The organism is Azospira sp. I13 (genome assembly GCF_003112695.1).
Taxonomy (GTDB): Bacteria; Pseudomonadota; Gammaproteobacteria; order Burkholderiales; family Rhodocyclaceae; genus Azospira.
Map to the genome: position 1 here is coordinate 115,245 of NZ_BFBP01000014.1, position 17,910 is coordinate 133,154.

Here is a 17,910-nt window from a genome sequence, read left to right on the forward strand (position 1 = left end):
CCATGCTCGAACAAGCCCGTACCGAACTCCTCACCCTCCGGGATCTGCTGCGCTTTGCCGTCAGCCGCTTCAACGAAGCCGAACTTTTCTTCGGCCACGGCTCCGACAACGCCTGGGATGAAGCCGCCTACCTGCTGCTGCACACCCTGCACCTGCCCCTGGACCGCCTGGAGCCCTTTCTCGACGCCCGCCTCACCGAGGCCGAGCGCAATACCGTGCTGCACCTCATCGAGCGCCGGGTGAAAACCCGGGTGCCGGCGGCCTATCTGACCCACGAAGCCTGGCTGGGGGAACACCGCTTTTACGTGGATGAGCGGGTCATCGTGCCCCGTTCCTTCATTGCCGAACTGCTCGAAGAACAGCTGACGCCCTGGATTGACGACCCCTGGGCCGTCACCCGGGTGGCCGACATCTGCACCGGCTCCGGCTGCCTGGCCATCCTCGCGGCTCTGGCTTTCCCCGAGGCCGAGGTGGATGCGGTGGATATCTCCCCGGATGCCCTGGAAGTGGCCAAGCGCAATGTGGCCGACTACGGCCTGGAAGATCGCCTGGAACTGGTGCACTCCGACCTGATGGCCGGCCTGGCTGGCCGCAAGTACGACATCATCATTTCCAACCCGCCCTATGTGAATGCGGCCTCCATGGCCACCCTGCCGGAGGAATACCAGCGCGAGCCCGAACTGGCGCTGGCCGGCGGTGAAGATGGCCTGGACCTGGTGCGCATCCTGCTGCGCCAGGCTCGGGAGCACCTCAACCCCGGCAGCCTGCTGGTGGTGGAAATCGGCCACAACCGGGACGACCTGGAGGCAGCCTATCCCGACACCCCCTTCACTTGGCTGGATACCGAAGCCGGCGACCAGTTCGTCTTCATGCTGCGCCAGGAAGAGTTGCCAGACTAAAGCGCCGGCAACCTGTACCAACAGGAAGGCCCAGGCCAGTCGCCTGGGCTTTTTGCCCCGGGCCACCAGGCACCGGGCCATCGAACGACAAGACAAGCATTCCCGTACGGGCCCATAATAAGCACCATGCAATGGGCCCATCCCGGAGACTTCAGACAGGTGCACAGTCCCACGCTTCTCATGCTGCTGGTGATCCTTTTGGGGATCATGGCGCTGACCCAGGTTGCCTCCTGGTACCTCAGCCGCCGGGTACCGGCCCAGGTGTTCTGGGCCGGCGCTTACCTTGCCGCCTTCCTGTCAGCCATCAACATGCTGACCCGCTCCTACCAGCCAGAAATCGCCCTCATCATCGGCGTGCAGATCACTCAGTTCCTCACTGCCTATCTGATGCTGATGGGAGCCAGAAGCTATATGGGCCTCAAGCCCTGGCCTTTCCGTTACGCCGCTGCCGCCATCTGCGCCCTGGTGGCCATTGCCCTGTTCTTTACCCTGGTAGAGCCTAATTCGGCCGTGCGGGTCATCCTGTCCAGCCTGGTGGTGGGCGTACTGTTCGGGCTCTGTGCCGCCACCATCGCCCAGGGCGACATCCGTCGTTTTCCTGCTCGCTACCTCTTCGCCCTCCCCTGTAGCATCCATGCCACGTTCATCCTGCTGCGGCTGATGTATATCTACCAAGCAGACGGCTTTGCCGGCGACCTGACCCAGGGGGCGACGATTCCCCCATTCTTCCTCCTGGAAGCCGTCATCACCCTGGTCATGATGGCCTTCGCCACCCTCATGCTGGTCAGCGAAACCATTACCAGCGACCTGCGTAAGCTGGCAGAAACGGATCACCTGACCAATACCTTCAACCGGCGCTCCTTCCTCAAGCTGTTCGACGGCGCCGTCAGCGCCGCCAATCGGCGACAAAGCCCCCTGTCGGTGCTGCTCATCGACCTCGATCACTTCAAACGGATCAACGATACCCATGGCCATGGCGTGGGCGACAGCGTGCTGCGCCATTTCGTCGCCATCGCCGCCTCCTGCCTGCGGGCAGAAGATATCCTGGGACGGATTGGCGGCGAGGAGTTTTCAGCCCTTCTGCCCGACGTGGGGCCTGCCGATGCCCAGCTCATCGCCGAGCGGATGCGTATCCGTGTTGCCGAGCTGGCGTTCAATGGCCCCCAAGGCCCGATCCACCTGACGGTCAGCATCGGCATTGCCCAGTGCCTGCCCGGCGAAACCCCGGAAAAGGCCCTGCACCGGGCCGACGCCGCCATGTACCGAGCCAAGGAAAGCGGTCGCAACCGGGTGGAATCCTGGGTCGAGGCCTGGCAGTTAAGCGGCACCATCTGACCCTGCGCCGCCCCATAGTGCCGCCCCATGGGGTGCTCCCTTGGCCAGCTACCGCCCCAGCCCCCTCCCTCCCTGCTTTTCCCCATACCTGACCCGGCTTCATCAGGCCTCATCGCTGGCAACCGCAGCCCCAGCCAGGGGGGTACTCACGGCTCTGCGAGCCATAAAAAAACCCAGGCATTTGCCTGGGTTTTTCCTTGCGAGGCCAGCCCGGTCTCAGTCGATCCGGAAGAAGGCAATGTTGCCCTTCAGGCGCTCTGCCTGGGAATGTAGCTCCTGGGCCGTGGCGGCCAGTTCTTCAGAAGCGCTGGCATTGTGCTGGGTGGTCTGGTTCACCTGACCGATGGCCTGATTGATCTGGCCGGCGCCGATGGCCTGCTCCTCGGAGGAAGCGGCAATTTCCTTCACCAACTGGGCCGTCCGTTCGATATTGGGGACCATTTCGTCGAACATGGCACCGGCCTTTTCCGCCTGGGCCACGCTCTCGTCGGCCAGCTTGCCGATTTCCAGGGCGGCAGATTGGGAGCGCTCCGCCAGCTTGCGCACCTCGCCGGCCACCACGGCAAAGCCTTTGCCATGCTCGCCGGCCCGGGCCGCTTCAATCGCCGCATTGAGGGCAAGCAGATTGGTCTGGTAGGCAATCTCGTCGATGATACCCACCTTGCCGGCAATCTGTTTCATGGCCACCACGGTCGCCCGGACGGTCTGGCCGCCAACCTGGGCATCGGCAGCGGCCCGGGTGGCGATTTCTTCGGTCAGATGGGCGTTGTCCTTGTTCTGGTCGATGGCGGCAGACATTTCCTCCACCGAAGCGGTGGTTTCCTCCACACTGGCAGCCTGCTCCGAAGCGGCCTGGGAGAGGCTATGGGAGGTCACGCTAACCTGGTCCGAAGCATTCACCAAGGCATCGGCACTGGTCCGCACTTCGTGGATGACCGCCTTGTTCCGCTCGATCATCAGTTCCACGGACTTCAACATCTGGCCAATTTCGTCCCGGCTTTCGGATTTCACCTGGACCGTCATATCGCCTTCGGAAAGGGAGACCATCACGGCCTGCATACGCTGGACCGGCCCCAGGATGGTGCGCACCAGATAAAGGGAAAAGCCGATCAGCAGGGTCAGGCCAACCAGGGCCAGCCCCCCCTGGGCCAGGGCAGACTTGAGGAAGACCGACTCCACGTCATCCACATAGATGCCGGAACCCACCAGCCAGCCCCATTCCTTGAAGGTCTTGACGTAGGAAATCTTCTCCACCGGCTCGCTCTGACCAGGCTTGGGCCAGAAATAGGTGTAGTAGCCCTGCCCTTTTTCCTTGGCCAGGGCCGACATGTCGCGGAAGAGGAAATTGCCTTTGGGGTCCTTCACCCCCGACATGTCCTTGCCTTCCAGCTCGGGCTTGATGGGGTGCATGACCAGGGTGCTCTTCAGGTCCATGAGGAAGAAATACTCTTCCCCCTCGTAACGCAGGCCGCGCACCGCGGCAACGGCAAACTTCTTGGCTTCATCCTCCGGTAGGCGGCCGGCCTGCTGCTCACCGTAGTAATACTGGACAATGCCATGGACCGTCTCGACCACATTCTTGGTCTTCAGCTTGCGGTCTTCCAGCAGGTTGTCCTTGAGTACCAGCAGACCCTGCCCGGAATTGAGCAGAAAGCCCGCCACCGCCAGACTGACTAGCAGAAAGAGTTTCCAGCCAAGCTTCATGTTTTTCATAGCCTACCCATCTCCATATATTTCTTGTCTCAATTTTGGTGTCTCCGCCTTCTTTTTTGAGTAATGCCGGGGCGGCGGCAACCCCGTGGCAAAACCGATGGCAAAAATGTTAGCGCCCTATTCTAGCCCGGTTTTAGCCTGCCTTCGCCTGGATTCCGGCCCGAAATGACGCGCCGGACCACCATCGCAGCGCCTGGCGCTTTGCCCTTCGCCCCCGGCGGCGAGTAAAATGGCCGGCTCGGTTGGCGAAAGCCCGCCGCTCCTGCCACCCCGCCCCTGTTCCCGGAAGCGTCATCAGCCCCATGTCCGCCAATCGCCGTTTACTGGACCGCAGCCTCGCCGCCGTCTGGCACCCATGCACCCAGATGCAGCACCACCTGGCGGCCGACGGACTGCCCCTGATCCCCGTCAAGAGTGGCGAGGGAGCGTGGCTGACCGACTTCGATGGCCACCGCTATCTGGACGGCGTCAGCTCCTGGTGGGTTAATCTCTTCGGCCACCGCAATCCGCGCATCAACGCCGCCCTCAAGGACCAGCTGGAGACCCTGGAGCACGTCATCCTGGCCGGTTTCACCCACGAGCCGGTGGTACAGCTGTCCGAACGCCTCTCGGCCCTCACCGGCAGTGCCCTGGGCCACGCCTTCTACGCCTCCGACGGCGCCTCGGCCACCGAGATCGCCCTGAAGATGTCGCACCACTACTGGCGCAACACGGGCCGGCCGGAGAAGACCGATTTCCTCTGCCTCGCCGGCAGCTACCACGGCGAGACCGTGGGTGCCCTGGCGGTCACCGACGTGGCCCTGTTCAAGGATGCCTACGCCCCCCTGATCCGCCCCGCCGCCGTGCTGCCCTCCCCCGATGCACGTCTGGCCAAGGATGGTGAGACCGCCGCCGACGTGGCCCGCCGCGCCGCCGCCGCCCTCGAAGCCCATCTCGAAGCCCACCACGGCCACATCGCCGCCCTCATCGTCGAGCCCCTGATCCAGTGCGCCACCGGCATGGCCATGCACGACCCGCTGTACCTCAGCCTGGCCCGCCAGGCCTGCGACCGCTACGGTGTGCACCTCATCTGCGACGAAATCGCCGTGGGCTTCGGCCGTACCGGTACCTTTTTCGCCCATGAGCAGGCCACAGTGGACGGCAAAACCCTGCGGCCCGATTTCCTCTGCCTTTCCAAGGGCATCACCGGCGGCTACCTGCCCCTGTCCACGGTGCTGACCACCGATACCATCTATGAAGCCTTCCTCGACGATGCGGTGACCCGGGGCTTCCTCCACTCCCACTCCTACACCGGCAACGCCCTGGCCTGCCGGGCCGCCCTGGCCACCCTGGACATTTTCGAGCAGGACGAGGTAATCGTCGCCAACCGACAACTCTCGGAACGCCTGCACGACGGACTGGCGCAGATCCGCAGCCATGGCCGAGTGGAAAATTACCGCCGCCGCGGCATGATCCTGGCCTTCGACATCAAGGGTGCCCCTGCCGCCTTTTCCCGCCGTTTCTACCAGGCCGGCCTGGAGCGGGAACTGCTGCTGCGCCCCATCGGCAACACGGTGTACCTGATGCCCCCCTACATCCTGTCCGAGGCGGAATGCCGGCACCTGTGCCAGCGCACCCTGGAAACCCTGGAGGCGGTGCTCAGATGATCTGGGAAAGCCTGGATGCCGAACTGAAGGCCATTGAAGCCGAAGGCCTGACCCGTCGCCGCCGCATCGTCGATTCCCCGGTAGCGCCGGAGATGGTGGTGGATGGCAAGCCGGTGCTGGCCTTCTGCAGCAACGATTACCTGGGCCTGGCCAGCCACCCGGAAATTGCTGAAGCCATGGCCGAAGGTGCCCGCCACTGGGGCGCCGGTTCCGGCGCCTCCCACCTGGTGAGCGGCCACCTGCGCCCCCACCACCAGTTGGAAGAAGCCCTGGCCGCCTTCGTCATGCGCCAGCGGGCCCTGTATTTCTGTACCGGCTACATGGCCAACCTAGCCGTCATCCCCGCCCTGGTGGGCCGGGGCGACGCGGTCTTCGCCGACAAGCTCAACCACGCCTCCCTCATCGACGCCGTGCAACTTTCCCGGGCCGACAGCCACCGCTACCGGCACCTGGACCTGGAGCACCTGGAATTCCTGCTGGCGACCAGCACCGCTCCGCGGAAACTCATCGCCACCGACGCCATTTTCAGCATGGACGGCGATGCAGCGCCCCTCGAAGCCCTTTACGAACTGGCCGAGAAATACGATACCTGGCTGGTCATCGACGATGCCCATGGCTTCGGCGTGATGGGCCCCCAGGGCCGGGGCAGCGCCGCAGCCGTCAAGCTCATTCCCTCCCCCCGGGTGGTCTACATGGGCACCCTGGGCAAAGCGGCTGGCGTCTCCGGCGCCTTTGTCGCCGGCAGCGCCAAGGTGCTGGAATGGCTGCTGCAGAAATCCCGCACCTACATCTTCACCACCGCCTCCAGCCCCGCCGTGGCCTGCGCCCTGCTAAAAAGCCTGGACCTGATCGCTGCCGGCGAGGCCCGCCGGCAACACCTGGCCAGCCTCATCCAGCGCCTGCGGGACGGCCTGGCGCCGCTATGCGCCGGCCGGGGCTGGCAGCTCATGGATTCGGACACGCCCATCCAGCCCCTGGTCATCGGCGGCAATGCCGCCGCCCTGGACCTCACCCGGGCGCTCCTGGCCCAGGGCATCTGGGTGCCGGCCATCCGCCCCCCCACCGTGCCGAAGGGTCAGGCCCGCCTGCGCATCACCCTCTCCGCCGCCCACAGCGCGGCCCAGGTGGATGCCCTGGTGAACGCCCTCGCCACCCTGGCCGCCCCGGCTGATGGCCACCTGGCGGCCACCGAGAACTTGTCATGACAACCTCCATCAAGCGCCCCCTGGCCCTCGTTCATGGCTGGGGCCTGGATTCCCGGGTCTGGGACAACGCCGCCCCGGCCCTGGAAAAGCACTTTGAACTGACCCGCCTGCAACTGCCGGGCTACCCCGGCCGGCCGAACCTGGACGACCCCACCGTCGCCAGCGTGGTGGATACCCTGCTGGCCGAACTGCCGCCAGGCGCCATTCTTCTGGGCTGGTCCCTGGGCGGGCAAATTGCCCAATTGATGGCCGCCCGGGCCCCCCAACAGGTGGCGGCCCTCGCCCTGGTGGCCACCACACCCCGCTTCCTGGCAGCAGCCGACTGGCCCCAGGGGCAGCCGGCCAGCCTGCTATCCACGTTCTCCGGCGCCGTGGCGGTTCTCCCCGGCCCAGTACTGCCGCGTTTTGCTGCCCTTTTCAACCAGGGCGACAGCCACGCCAAGGACATCACCCGCCTCCTGGCCCCCCTAACCAAGGCGCCCCTGCCGGAAAAAGCCGCCCTGCTGCGGGGCCTGGACTGGCTGCGGGATTTGGACCTGCGCCCCCTGGTGCCCCGGCTGCCCCTGCCGGCCCTGGTGCTGCATGGCCGGGCCGACCCCCTGATGCCCCTGGCGGCGGCCGAATGGCTGGCGCAACACCTGCCTGCCGGCCAACTGGAAGTTTTCGAGGCAGCGGCCCACGCCCCCTTCCTGCATGACCCCCAGGACTTCGCCACACGCCTCGCCGCCTGGGCTGCCTCCCTGCCCGAGAAAGGGCCGCACTGATGGAAAAGCAGCACATCCGCCGGGCTTTCGAGCGGGCCGCCGACTCCTACGACCAGGCCGCCGCCCTCCAGCGACAAGTCTGCGATGCTCTGGAGGCGGCACTGGATGCCAATCCCGGCGATCTTTCCAGCGGCGCCCTGCTGGATGCCGGCTGCGGCACCGGCTACGGTGCCGGCCTGCTGGCCCGGCGTTTTCCCCGCCCCCCCCTACTCCTCGCCGACTTCGCCCCGGCCATGCTGGCCCGGGCCCGGGAGACCGCCGGCGACACCCGCCGCCTGCCCCTCTGCGCCGATCTGGAGGCCCTGCCCCTGCAAGACGCCAGCGTGGCCCTTTACTGGTCCAGCCTGGCGGTGCAGTGGTGTGATCTGCGGCGCAGCCTGAAAGAGGCTGCCCGGGTTCTTGCACCCGGCGGCTACCTGGCCTTCAGCACCCTGGGGCCGGGCACCTTCACCGAACTGGCAGAAGCCTTTGCCGGTATCGACGGGCATCGCCATGTCCTGCCCTTCGCCCCGCCTGCCACTTGCGGCGAGGCCATGCTGGCCGCCGGTTTCCACGAGCTGCGGGTGGAGCGCCGGACCCTGCGGGTGTATTACCCGGACCTGCGCTCCCTGCTGCGAGCCATCAAGGATATCGGCGCCAACCAGGTGGGCGGCGCCCGCCGCGCCGGCTTCCTCGGCAAGGCAGCCTGGCAGACGGTGGAGGCGCGCTACGAGCAACACCGCAGCGCCGAAGGCCTGCCCGCCACCTATGACGTGGTGCTGTGCACGGCCGTAAAATGAGCGGTAAGCAGGTGGAAATTCTTTTTGCCACAGCGCAGCGAGAGCGGAAGACCACAGTGCCAGGTGGCCCGGGAACCATTGTCCGGTACTGTCGCTGGAAGCGTTTTTCCTAATGATTTCTGCGCCGCTGTGACCAACATTTTTTAGCGAGCACCGCACCATGAAACAGGGTTATTTCATTGCTGGTACCGATACGGAGATCGGCAAGACCTTCTCCGCCTGCGCCCTGCTGCACACGGCCCGCCAGCAAGGGCTGTCGGCCCTGGCCATGAAGCCGGTGGCTGCGGGCACGGAAGCGGATGGAGAAAACGAGGATGTGCGCCGGCTGATGGCCGCCGCTTCCGTCGTCGCCCCGCGGGAGCTGGTCAATCCCTACCTCTACGCGCCACCCATTGCTCCCCACATTGCCGCTGCAGAAGCCGGCAAACCCATCAAGGCAGCAACGATCCGTCATGCCTTCCAGTCCCTCAAGCCCCTCGCCGACGTGATTCTGGTGGAGGGGGTAGGCGGCTGGCGGGTCCCCCTGGGCGAACATTTTGATGCCGCCGACCTGGCCGCCGACCTGGGCCTGCCAGTGATCCTAGTGGTGGGCCTGCGCCTGGGCTGCATCAGCCACGCCCTGCTCACGGCAGAATCCATCAAGGCCCGGGGCCTGCCCCTGGCCGGCTGGATCGCCAATACCGTCGATCCCGCCATGAGCCGTCTGGAAGAGAACCTGGCCAGCCTTCAGCAACGCCTGCCAGCGCCCCTCCTGGGCACCCTGCCCCACGGCATTACCCCGGAAGAAGCCGGCCGGCTGCTGCGCCTGCCCTGAAAACCCAACAGGCGGATCGGAACGGCACAACCCGTAACAGACGGGGGGCTGGGGTCGACCAGAATCGACCGGAACATCCCGGCCGGCGTTCTTTCGGCGATCTCGCAGTCCCTCCCTGGTGTCTAAGGTTGGCGTGCCAGACGTGGCCAGGCTGAGTGCCGGATGCACCAATGTGCACCACCAGCGTCGCCATTGCGGCAATCACGCCGGTCGCTGCAACCACCTCTGGGCCAGCCCTCACGTCTATATCCTAGGTCCGATATCTTCGACTCGGGGCCTCGACTAGAATATCGGCATAATTCCAGCCTCCCGGCCAGTCCCCGATGCCCTTGTCCTCACCCTCCGGCGCAGATCCCCTACGCGCCGCCGCGCCCCGTCTTTCCCGCTCCCTGCCCGCCTGGCTACCGGTTGCGGTAGCCCTGCTGGCCCTCATCGCCGCCCTTGGCGTCACCGCCCAGGTGGATCGTAGCCAGCGCCAACACCAGGCCCAGGAAGCGCGCCAGCAGGCCCTGGCCGAGGCCGGCGCGATCCGTGACCGCCTGGAGAGCGCCATCAACCAGAAGCTCACCCTTTCCCGCAGCCTGGTGGCCTACGTGGCCTCCCACCCCAACCTGGGGGAGCGGGATTTCGCCTTCATGGCCCGCAACATCATCGCCCAGGAGCCGGGTATCCGCGCCTTGCAACTGGCCCGGGACAATGTCGTCAGCCATACCTACCCCCTGGCCGGCAATGCAGCCGCCATCGGTCTCAAGCTCATGCAGCGGCCGGACCAGCGGCCCCAGATCGAGCGAGCCATTCTCAGCCGCCGCACCATCGTTGCTGGCCCCCTGCGCATCGTCCAGGGCGGACAGGCCCTGATCGGCCGCAGCCCCATTTACATTCCCTCCGCCGAGGGCATTCCCGGCGCGGGGGAATACTGGGGCCTGGCCAATGTGCTGGTGAATGTGGAAGAGCTGTTCAACAACCAGCTGCTGGACCACACCTCCGGCCTGTTCCAGTTTGCCGTCCGCGGCAAGGATGCCCTGGGAGCCTCGGGCGAGTTGATCTGGGGCGATGCCACGGTGTTCGCCGACGATCCCGTATTGCTGGACGTACAGCTTCCCGATGGCAGCTGGCAGATCGGCGTCCAGGCCGTGGAGGGCTGGATGCCGCCCCACCAGAGCCAGACTTGGGCCAGCGGCAGCCTCATCGGTTTGCTCGCCGCCGGGCTGCTCTGGCTGCTCATCCGCACCCCCCTGGTGCTGCGGATGCAGGTGCGGCGGGCCACCGCGGAACTGCGCCACAACGAGCAGAAATTTCGCACCATCAGCGAAACGGTGCCCGCCCCCATCCTCATCACCCACGCCGCCGACGGCTGTGTGCTCTACGCCAACAGCCGCTTTGGCGACATTCTCGGCATCGCCCCCGCCCGCCTCATCGGCCAGAACAGCCGCAGCCTGGAGCCCCAGCCGGATAGCCGGGCGGAACTGCTCGAGGCCATGGACATCCGCAGCCCCATGGCCGGCCGGGAAATCCTGGTGCAGCAGGATGACGGCCGCCAGTTGTGGTTTTCCCTTTCCGCCACCTTGGTGGAATTTTCCCGCCTGCCGGCCGTCATGCTGGTGCTCCAGGACATCACCCGGCGCCGCGCCGCCGAACAAGCCACCGCTGCCCTCAATCGGGATCTGGAAGCCCGGGTGGCAGAACGCACAGCCGCCCTGGAGGAACAGAAATCCTTCTGGCAGGCCCTGGCCAAGGCCCAGTCCGATGTGGATGAAGGGGTCTTCGTCATCGAGGAGGGGCGGATCATCTTCGCCAACGAGGCCCTGGCCCGCATCAGCGGTTACGGCGTAGCCGAGCTGACCGGCGGCCTGCCCTATACCGAGCTGGTGCACCCGGACGTGCGAGAGGCCATCATGACCAAGCACCTGCGCCGCCTGGCAGGAGAAAAGCTGGAAACCCGCTACGAAACCCTGTTCCGCACCCGCCAGGGCAAGAGCTATGCGGCGGAGCTGGCGGTCTCCCTCATTCCCCACGAACCGGCCCCCCGGGTGGTGGTGGTGGTGCGAGACATCGAAGCACGCAAGCAGGCAGAAAACGCCCTGCGGGCCCAGGCAGCCGCCATCGAGGCAGCGGGGGAAATGGTCGTCATCACGGACCGTAACGCCATGGTGCAGCACGTCAACCCGGCCTTCACCCGCCATACCGGCTACAGCCGCCAGGAAGCTCTGGGCCACCCCATCGCCAACCTGATGAAGAGCGGTGTGCACGGCCAGGATTTCTATGCCCGGCTGTGGCAGACCATCCTGGCAGGCCGGGAATGGCACGGCGAGGTCACCAATCGACGCAAGGACGGCACCCTCTTCGTCGCCGAGCAGACCATCGCCCCGATTCTCGGGGAGCATGGCGAAATCACCGGTTTCGTCTCCATCAAGCGGGATATCAGTGACCGCAAGCGCCTGGAGACCCGCCTGGAGCAGATGGCCCATTTCGACGCCCTCACCGGGCTGCCCAACCGTCCCCTCTTTTTCGATCGCCTGGCCCATGCCCTGCGCCAGGCCCGGCGCTCCGGCAACGGCTGCGCCCTGCTCTTCATCGACCTGGACGGCTTCAAGGACATCAACGACAGCCTGGGCCACGAAGCCGGCGATACCCTGCTGCAGGAAGCGGCCCTGCGCATCGTCAGCCACATCCGCGAATCCGATACGGCGGCCCGCATGGGGGGCGACGAATTCACCGTCATCCTTAACGGCATCGCCCATCCTGCCGATGCCCAGCGGGTGGCGGGCAATCTCCTGGCCGCACTGAACAAGCCCTTCCCCTCTCCCCACGGCACCTGCCGCATCAGCGCCAGCATCGGCATCAGCATCTACCCCCAGGACGGGGAGGATGCGGAAACCCTGCTGGGCCAGGCTGACATGGCCATGTATGCGGCCAAGCGGGCCGGCAAGAACCGCTGCTGCACCCACGCTACGGACGTGCGGCAGACCTCCGCCACCCCCGGCTGAACGGGCGACAAAAGCGGGCGATAAGCGTCGCGGGGGCGCTTCCCCCGGCGCCGGATACCGCGGTAAGGGGCAAGAACGCTAGGGCTTACCCCAGGTGTTCTGGCGGCAGGGCCATGCTACTTTTCATGCCAGTGAAATTCAGCCCCCCCTGCCGTCCGCCCATGCCCACCAGCCCCTCGCCCTGCTCCCCCTCCCGGCCTTCGAGGATTTTGTGCACGAAGCCGTGGCCAACGAAATACAGCGTCAGGGACTGCCGGTCGACACCGTGATTCGCCACCTCTGGGCCAGCGCCCAGTACGACTGCTACACCCAGCATGGTGCGCTGCGGCCCATGCTCGACGACTCGGGTCATCCTTTCCCCGAAGTGGCGGCCTACGGCATCCTCATTGCGCAGGCGGTTGCCCGCTTGCACCCGCCCCGAGCCAATCTCCGGCTGGTCCGCTCGTCGCGGCCGGTCCCCCTTGGGGTGGCCACCTCGCCCTAGGTTTTCTCCCGGGGCTACCTGGCGACATTACTCTCAGGACTGCGCCACGCCCATCCTGCCCCCCTCTGGGGCAAGCCCGTCCCGCCCGGCGCAAGGCGCAGCTCCTCCCCTGGGCTATAATCCAGCCTCCCCGCACTGCCAGATTCCGCCTTCGTGTCCGACGCTTCCCTGCCCGCTTCCCTTCCCGTCGCCCTGCCCGTCCAGTTACCCCGCGCTGGCGATCGTTTACACCTGCCTGCCCTGGCTGGCTCGGCCGACGCCCTGGCCCTGGCCGGCCTGGGCTGTGAAGCCCGTAGCGCCAAGCGGCTGCTCACCGTGCTTACCGCCAGCCCGGCGGATGCCCAGCGCCTGCTGGAGGAAATCCCCTGGTTCGCGCCGGACCTCAAGGTGCGTCTGCTGCCGGACTGGGAAACCCTGCCCTACGACAACTTCTCGCCCCACCACGACCTGGTGTCCGAACGCCTGGCCACCCTTTACGCGGTCAGCCGGGGCGAGTGCGAAGTGCTGCTGGTGCCGGCCACCACCGCGGTTTATCGCCTGACACCGCCGAGCTATCTGGCGGCCTACACCTTCTTCTTGAAAAAGGGCGAGAAGCTGGATGCCGAGCAGTTCCGCGCCCAGCTCACCCTGGCCGGCTACACCCACGTCACCCAGGTGGTATCGCCCGGCGAATACTCCATTCGTGGCGGCCTGGTCGATCTGTTCCCCATGGGCTCGGCCCTGCCCTACCGCATCGACCTCTTCGACGAAGAGATCGAAACCCTGCGCACCTTCGATGCGGATACCCAGCGCAGCCTCTACCCGGTACCGGAAATCCGCCTGCTGCCGGCCCGGGAATTTCCCCTGGACGACGCCGGTCGCACCCGTTTTCGCCAGCGTTTCCGTGAAGTGTTTGAAGGCGACCCGGCCAAGTCCGGTATCTACAAGGATGTCTCCAACGGCGTGCCCAGTGCCGGTGTCGAATATTGGCTACCCCTGTTCTTTGAAGAAACCGCCACCCTCTTCGACTACCTGCCCAAGGATGCTGTGCTCTGCCAGCACCGGGACGTGGCCGCCGCCCTGCAGGACTTCTGGCGCGACACCCAGTCCCGCTACAACCTGCTCTCCGGCGACAAGGCCCGCCCCCTGCTGCCCCCGGCCGAACTGTTTCTGTCGGAAGAGCAGTTTTTCATCGCCGCCAAAGGCCATGGCAAAGTCGTAGTGGGCAGCCCGGCGGAAGGCATGCCGCCCCTGGCCACCCCGGTGCCGCCGGTGGCTGTGGAACGCCGGGCGGAAGATCCGCTCATTGCCCTGAAAGCCCTGGTCGCCGCCACCCCTCGGCGGCGCCTGCTGCTGCTGGCCGAATCCGCCGGCCGCCGCGAAACCCTGCAACAGCTGCTGCTGGACCATGGTCTGAAAGCCACGCCCAGTGCGGACTTTGCCGCCTTCGTCAGCGGTGATGCCCCCCTGGCCCTGGGCGTCGGTCCCCTGCAATCGGGCTTCTGCCTGGACGGCCTGGCCGTCGTCACCGAAACCGAGCTCTACGCCGGCAGCCCCAGCCGCCGGGCCCGCAAGGACGCCCAGCGCCGGGCTTCCATGGACAACTGGCTGCGGGACCTCACCGAACTGAAGGTGGGCGACCCGGTGGTGCACGAGTCCCACGGCATCGGTCGCTACATGGGCCTCACCCACATGAACCTGGGGGATGGCGATACCGAATTCCTGGAGCTGCACTACGCCAACGAGGCCAAGCTCTACGTGCCGGTCTCCCAGCTCCACGTCATTTCCCGCTATTCCGGCAACGAGCCGGATGCCGCCCCCCTGCACAGCCTGGGTTCCGGCCAGTGGGAAAAGGCCAAGCGCAGGGCGGCCGAACAGGCCCGGGATACCGCCGCCGAACTGCTGGCCCTCTACGCCACCCGGGCGGCGCGCAAGGGCCACAGCTTTGCCTTCACCGAGCATGACTACGAGGCCTTCGCCGACGGTTTTGGCTTCGAGGAAACGCCTGATCAGGCCGCCGCCATTGCTGCGGTGATCGAAGACATGAAGTCCGGCAAGCCCATGGACCGCCTGGTGTGCGGCGACGTGGGCTTCGGCAAGACCGAGGTGGCCCTGCGCGCCGCCTTTGTTGCCGTGGCCGGCGGCAAACAGGTGGCGGTGCTGTGCCCCACCACCCTGCTCTGCGAACAGCACTACCAGACCTTCAAGGACCGCTTCGCCGACTGGCCCGTGACCATCGCCGAACTCTCCCGCTTCAAGACCGCCAAGGAAACCGCCCAGGCCCTGAAGGACCTGGAGGCGGGCAAGATCGACATCGTCATCGGCACCCACAAGCTCATTTCCAAGGAAGTGAAGTTCGACCGCCTGGGCCTGGTGATGATCGACGAGGAACACCGCTTCGGCGTACGCCAGAAGGAGGCCCTGAAAGCCCTGCGGGCCGAGGTGGACGTGCTGACCCTCACCGCCACCCCCATCCCCCGTACCCTGGCCATGAGCCTGGAAGGCCTGCGGGACTTCTCGGTGATCGCCACGGCACCGCAAAAGCGGCTGGCCATCAAGACCTTCGTCGCCAGGTTCTCTGACGGCATCATCCGCGAAGCGGTGCTGCGGGAGCTGAAGCGGGGCGGCCAGGTGTACTTCCTGCACAACGAGGTGGATACCATCGACAACATGCGGGAAAAGCTCCAGGGCCTGGTGCCCGAGGCCCGCATTGTGGTGGGCCACGGCCAGATGAACGAGCGGGAACTGGAACGGGTGATGCGGGACTTCACCCAGCAGCGGGCCAACCTCTTGCTGTGCACCACCATCATCGAAACCGGCATCGACAACCCCCACGCCAACACCATCCTCATCAACCGGGCCGAAAAGTTCGGCCTGGCCCAGCTGCACCAGCTGCGGGGCCGGGTCGGCCGTTCCCACCACCAGGCCTATTCCTATCTGCTGGTGCAGGATGAGAAGGCCCTCACCAAGCAGGCCAAGCAGCGCCTGGAGGCCATCCAGCACATGGAAGAGCTGGGGGCCGGCTTCTACCTGGCCATGCACGACCTGGAAATCCGCGGCGCCGGCGAAGTGCTGGGGGACAACCAGTCCGGCGAGATGCAGGAAGTGGGCTTCAACCTGTTCACCGAAATGCTCAACCGGGCTGTCGCTGCCCTGAAGCAGGGCAAGGAGCCGGACCTCACCCAGCCCCTGGGCGTGACCACGGAAATCAATCTGCACACCCCGGCCCTGCTGCCGGATGCCTATGCGCCGGATGTGCACGAGCGCCTGACCCTCTACAAGCGCCTCTCCAACTGCGAGCAGGAAGAGGACATCAACGCCCTGCAGGAAGAGCTGATCGACCGTTTCGGCGAGTTGCCGCCCCAGGGGGTGTGCCTGCTGGCCACCCACCGCCTGCGTCTGCTGGCCAAGCCCCTGGGCATCATCAAGCTCGATGCGACAGCCAGCCAACTAACGGTGCAGTTCTGCAAGAACCCGCCCATCGAGCCCATCCGCATCATCGAATTGATCCAGAAAAACCGCCACTACAAGCTGGCCGGACAGGATAAACTTGCCGTCTCCCGCCATATGCCGGCCTTGAACGACCGGGTGTCGGCGGTGAAGGACCTGATCAAGCAACTGAGTTGAACACTGAGTTAAAAGAAAAGACGCCTGAACCATGACCACCCCCGACATCGACAACATCAATATCGCCGCCTTCGACCCCATGCCGACGCCGGCGGCAATGCTGGCCAGCCAGCCCCTCTCCGAGAAGGCCGCCGCCGTGGTGCGCCAGGGCCGGCAAGACCTGAAGAACATTCTGGACCGCAAGGATCACCGCCTCTTCGTGGTGGTGGGCCCCTGCTCCATCCATGACCCGGTAGCCGGCCTGGATTACGCCCGTCGCCTCAAGGCCCTGGCTGAGGAGGTTTCCGACACCCTGCTGCTGGTAATGCGCGTCTATTTCGAAAAGCCCCGCACCACCGTGGGCTGGAAGGGTTACATCAACGACCCCTTCATGGACGACTCCTTCCGGGTGGACGTGGGCATGGCCAAGGCCCGGGAGTTCCTCCTGCAGGTCAATGAAATCGGCCTGCCCGCCGGCACCGAGGCCCTGGACCCGAACTCGCCCCAGTACTACGGCGACCTCATTTCCTGGACCGCCATCGGCGCCCGCACCACCGAATCCCAGACCCACCGGGAAATGTCCTCCGGGCTGTCCACCCCCGTGGGCTTCAAGAACGGCACCGACGGCAACACCGAAATCGCCATCAACGCCATTCTCTCCGCCTCCAAGCCCCACAGCTTCCTCGGCCTCAACGACCAGGGCCAGGTGGCCATCGTGCGCACCACCGGCAATACCTACGGCCACATCGTGCTGCGGGGCGGCGGCGGCCGGCCCAACTACGACACGGTTTCCGTCTCCGTGGCCGAGCAGGCCATGACCAAGGCCAAGCTGATCCCCAACGTGGTGGTGGATTGCTCCCACGCCAACAGCCTGAAGAAGCCCGAGCTGCAGCCCCTGGTGATGTCCGACGTGGTGAACCAGATCCGTCTGGGCAACCAGTCCATGGTCGGGGTGATGATCGAGTCCAACCTCGAGGCCGGCAATCAGTCCATCCCCGCCGACCTCTCCCAGCTCAAGTACGGCTGCTCCGTTACCGACGGCTGCGTTGATTGGGCCACCACGGAAAAGATGATCCGCGACGCCGCCACTCTGCTGCGCGACGTGCTGCCGGGGCGTAGCGCCACCTAAGCCAGCCCTGCGCCGCACCATGCTCCTCAGCCCCTATCTGGATACCTTTCCCCGCATCGGCGAATCCTGCTTTCTCCACCCCTCAGCCCAGCTCATCGGTGATGTGCGGTTGGGGCAGGATTCTTCGGTGTGGTGCAACACGGTGCTGCGGGGCGACGTCAATCGCATCGAGATCGGCGTCTGCAGCAACATCCAGGATTTCGCCATGGGGCACGTCTCCCACAAGAATGCCGCCAAGCCCGACGGCTCGCCCCTGCTGATCGGCGACTACGTCACCGTGGGCCACGGCGCCATCCTGCACGGCTGCAGCATCGGCGACGAATGCCTGATCGGCATGGGTGCCATGGTCATGGACGATGCCGTGGTCGAGCCCCAGGTCATGCTTGGTGCTGGCAGCCTGGTCTCACCGGGCAAGACGCTGGAGCGCGGCTACCTCTACGTGGGCCGCCCCGCCGTCAAGGTGCGGCCCCTCACCTCTGACGAAATCGCCTACCTGCGTTATTCCGCCGAACATTATGTGCGGGTGAAGAACAACCACCAGCAATCGCTGGCCCCGGCCTGAGCTTCCCC

Annotated in this window: 13 protein-coding genes; 11 read left to right on the forward strand and 2 right to left on the reverse strand. The window is 65.7% G+C overall.

Going from position 1 to position 17,910, the window contains the following annotated elements:
- Window positions 1-2: 2 nt before the first annotated feature.
- Window positions 3-899 carry a 50S ribosomal protein L3 N(5)-glutamine methyltransferase gene (gene prmB, locus AZSI13_RS14525; RefSeq protein ID WP_109041896.1) on the forward strand — a complete coding sequence of 299 codons (897 nt, stop codon included), beginning with the start codon at window positions 3-5 and terminating at the stop codon, window positions 897-899.
- A gap of 159 nt (window positions 900-1,058) precedes the next feature.
- Complete coding sequence (locus AZSI13_RS14530) at window positions 1,059-2,234, forward strand: GGDEF domain-containing protein (RefSeq protein WP_165833540.1); 1,176 nt, start codon at window positions 1,059-1,061, stop codon at window positions 2,232-2,234.
- 216 nt (window positions 2,235-2,450) lie between these two features.
- Here AZSI13_RS14530 and AZSI13_RS14535 read toward each other — a convergent pair whose 3' ends face one another.
- Complete coding sequence (locus AZSI13_RS14535) at window positions 2,451-3,947, reverse strand: methyl-accepting chemotaxis protein (RefSeq protein WP_109041898.1); 1,497 nt, start codon at window positions 3,945-3,947, stop codon at window positions 2,451-2,453.
- Window positions 3,948-4,249: 302 nt separating this feature from the next.
- On the opposite strand from AZSI13_RS14535, the gene AZSI13_RS14540 reads away from it, so the two are divergent.
- The 6 genes from AZSI13_RS14540 to AZSI13_RS14565 all read left to right on the forward strand — a co-directional run bounded on the left by AZSI13_RS14540 (window position 4,250) and on the right by AZSI13_RS14565 (window position 12,142).
- On the forward strand, window positions 4,250-5,593 hold the full coding sequence (locus tag AZSI13_RS14540) for an adenosylmethionine--8-amino-7-oxononanoate transaminase (protein ID WP_109041899.1): 1,344 nt from the start codon (window positions 4,250-4,252) through the stop codon (window positions 5,591-5,593).
- Entirely contained in the window at window positions 5,590-6,798 is a 1,209-nt protein-coding gene (gene bioF, locus AZSI13_RS14545) for an 8-amino-7-oxononanoate synthase (protein WP_109041900.1), read from the forward strand. The genes AZSI13_RS14540 and bioF overlap by 4 nt, the downstream gene beginning before the upstream one ends.
- The gene (locus AZSI13_RS14550; RefSeq protein WP_109041901.1) at window positions 6,795-7,562 is read left to right on the forward strand and encodes an alpha/beta fold hydrolase; all 768 of its coding nucleotides are present in this window, start codon (window positions 6,795-6,797) and stop codon (window positions 7,560-7,562) included. The genes bioF and AZSI13_RS14550 overlap by 4 nt, the downstream gene beginning before the upstream one ends.
- Window positions 7,562-8,341: a malonyl-ACP O-methyltransferase BioC gene (bioC, locus tag AZSI13_RS14555; RefSeq protein ID WP_109041902.1), complete on the forward strand. Its 780-nt coding sequence runs from the start codon at window positions 7,562-7,564 to the stop codon at window positions 8,339-8,341. The genes AZSI13_RS14550 and bioC overlap by 1 nt, the downstream gene beginning before the upstream one ends.
- Window positions 8,342-8,501: 160 nt before the next feature.
- Complete coding sequence (bioD, locus tag AZSI13_RS14560) at window positions 8,502-9,155, forward strand: dethiobiotin synthase (protein WP_109041903.1); 654 nt, start codon at window positions 8,502-8,504, stop codon at window positions 9,153-9,155.
- 323 nt (window positions 9,156-9,478) lie between these two features.
- Entirely contained in the window at window positions 9,479-12,142 is a 2,664-nt protein-coding gene (locus AZSI13_RS14565) for a PAS domain S-box protein (protein ID WP_109041904.1), read from the forward strand.
- Window positions 12,143-12,227: 85 nt separating this feature from the next.
- Here the strand turns inward: AZSI13_RS14565 and AZSI13_RS17345 are convergent, their stop codons facing one another.
- The gene (locus AZSI13_RS17345; protein ID WP_133247324.1) at window positions 12,228-12,494 is read right to left on the reverse strand and encodes a hypothetical protein; all 267 of its coding nucleotides are present in this window, start codon (window positions 12,492-12,494) and stop codon (window positions 12,228-12,230) included.
- Window positions 12,495-12,779: 285 nt separating this feature from the next.
- Between AZSI13_RS17345 and mfd the strand changes: the two genes are divergently transcribed.
- From mfd to AZSI13_RS14585, 3 genes are read left to right on the forward strand one after another with little or no spacing between them, the layout of a single operon-like run.
- Window positions 12,780-16,232 carry a transcription-repair coupling factor gene (mfd, locus tag AZSI13_RS14575; protein ID WP_235609787.1) on the forward strand — a complete coding sequence of 1,151 codons (3,453 nt, stop codon included), beginning with the start codon at window positions 12,780-12,782 and terminating at the stop codon, window positions 16,230-16,232.
- Between the two features lie 31 nt (window positions 16,233-16,263).
- Entirely contained in the window at window positions 16,264-17,340 is a 1,077-nt protein-coding gene (locus AZSI13_RS14580) for a 3-deoxy-7-phosphoheptulonate synthase (RefSeq protein ID WP_109041906.1), read from the forward strand.
- 19 nt (window positions 17,341-17,359) lie between these two features.
- The gene (locus AZSI13_RS14585) at window positions 17,360-17,902 is read left to right on the forward strand and encodes a gamma carbonic anhydrase family protein (protein ID WP_109041907.1); all 543 of its coding nucleotides are present in this window, start codon (window positions 17,360-17,362) and stop codon (window positions 17,900-17,902) included.
- Window positions 17,903-17,910 lie beyond the last annotated feature (8 nt).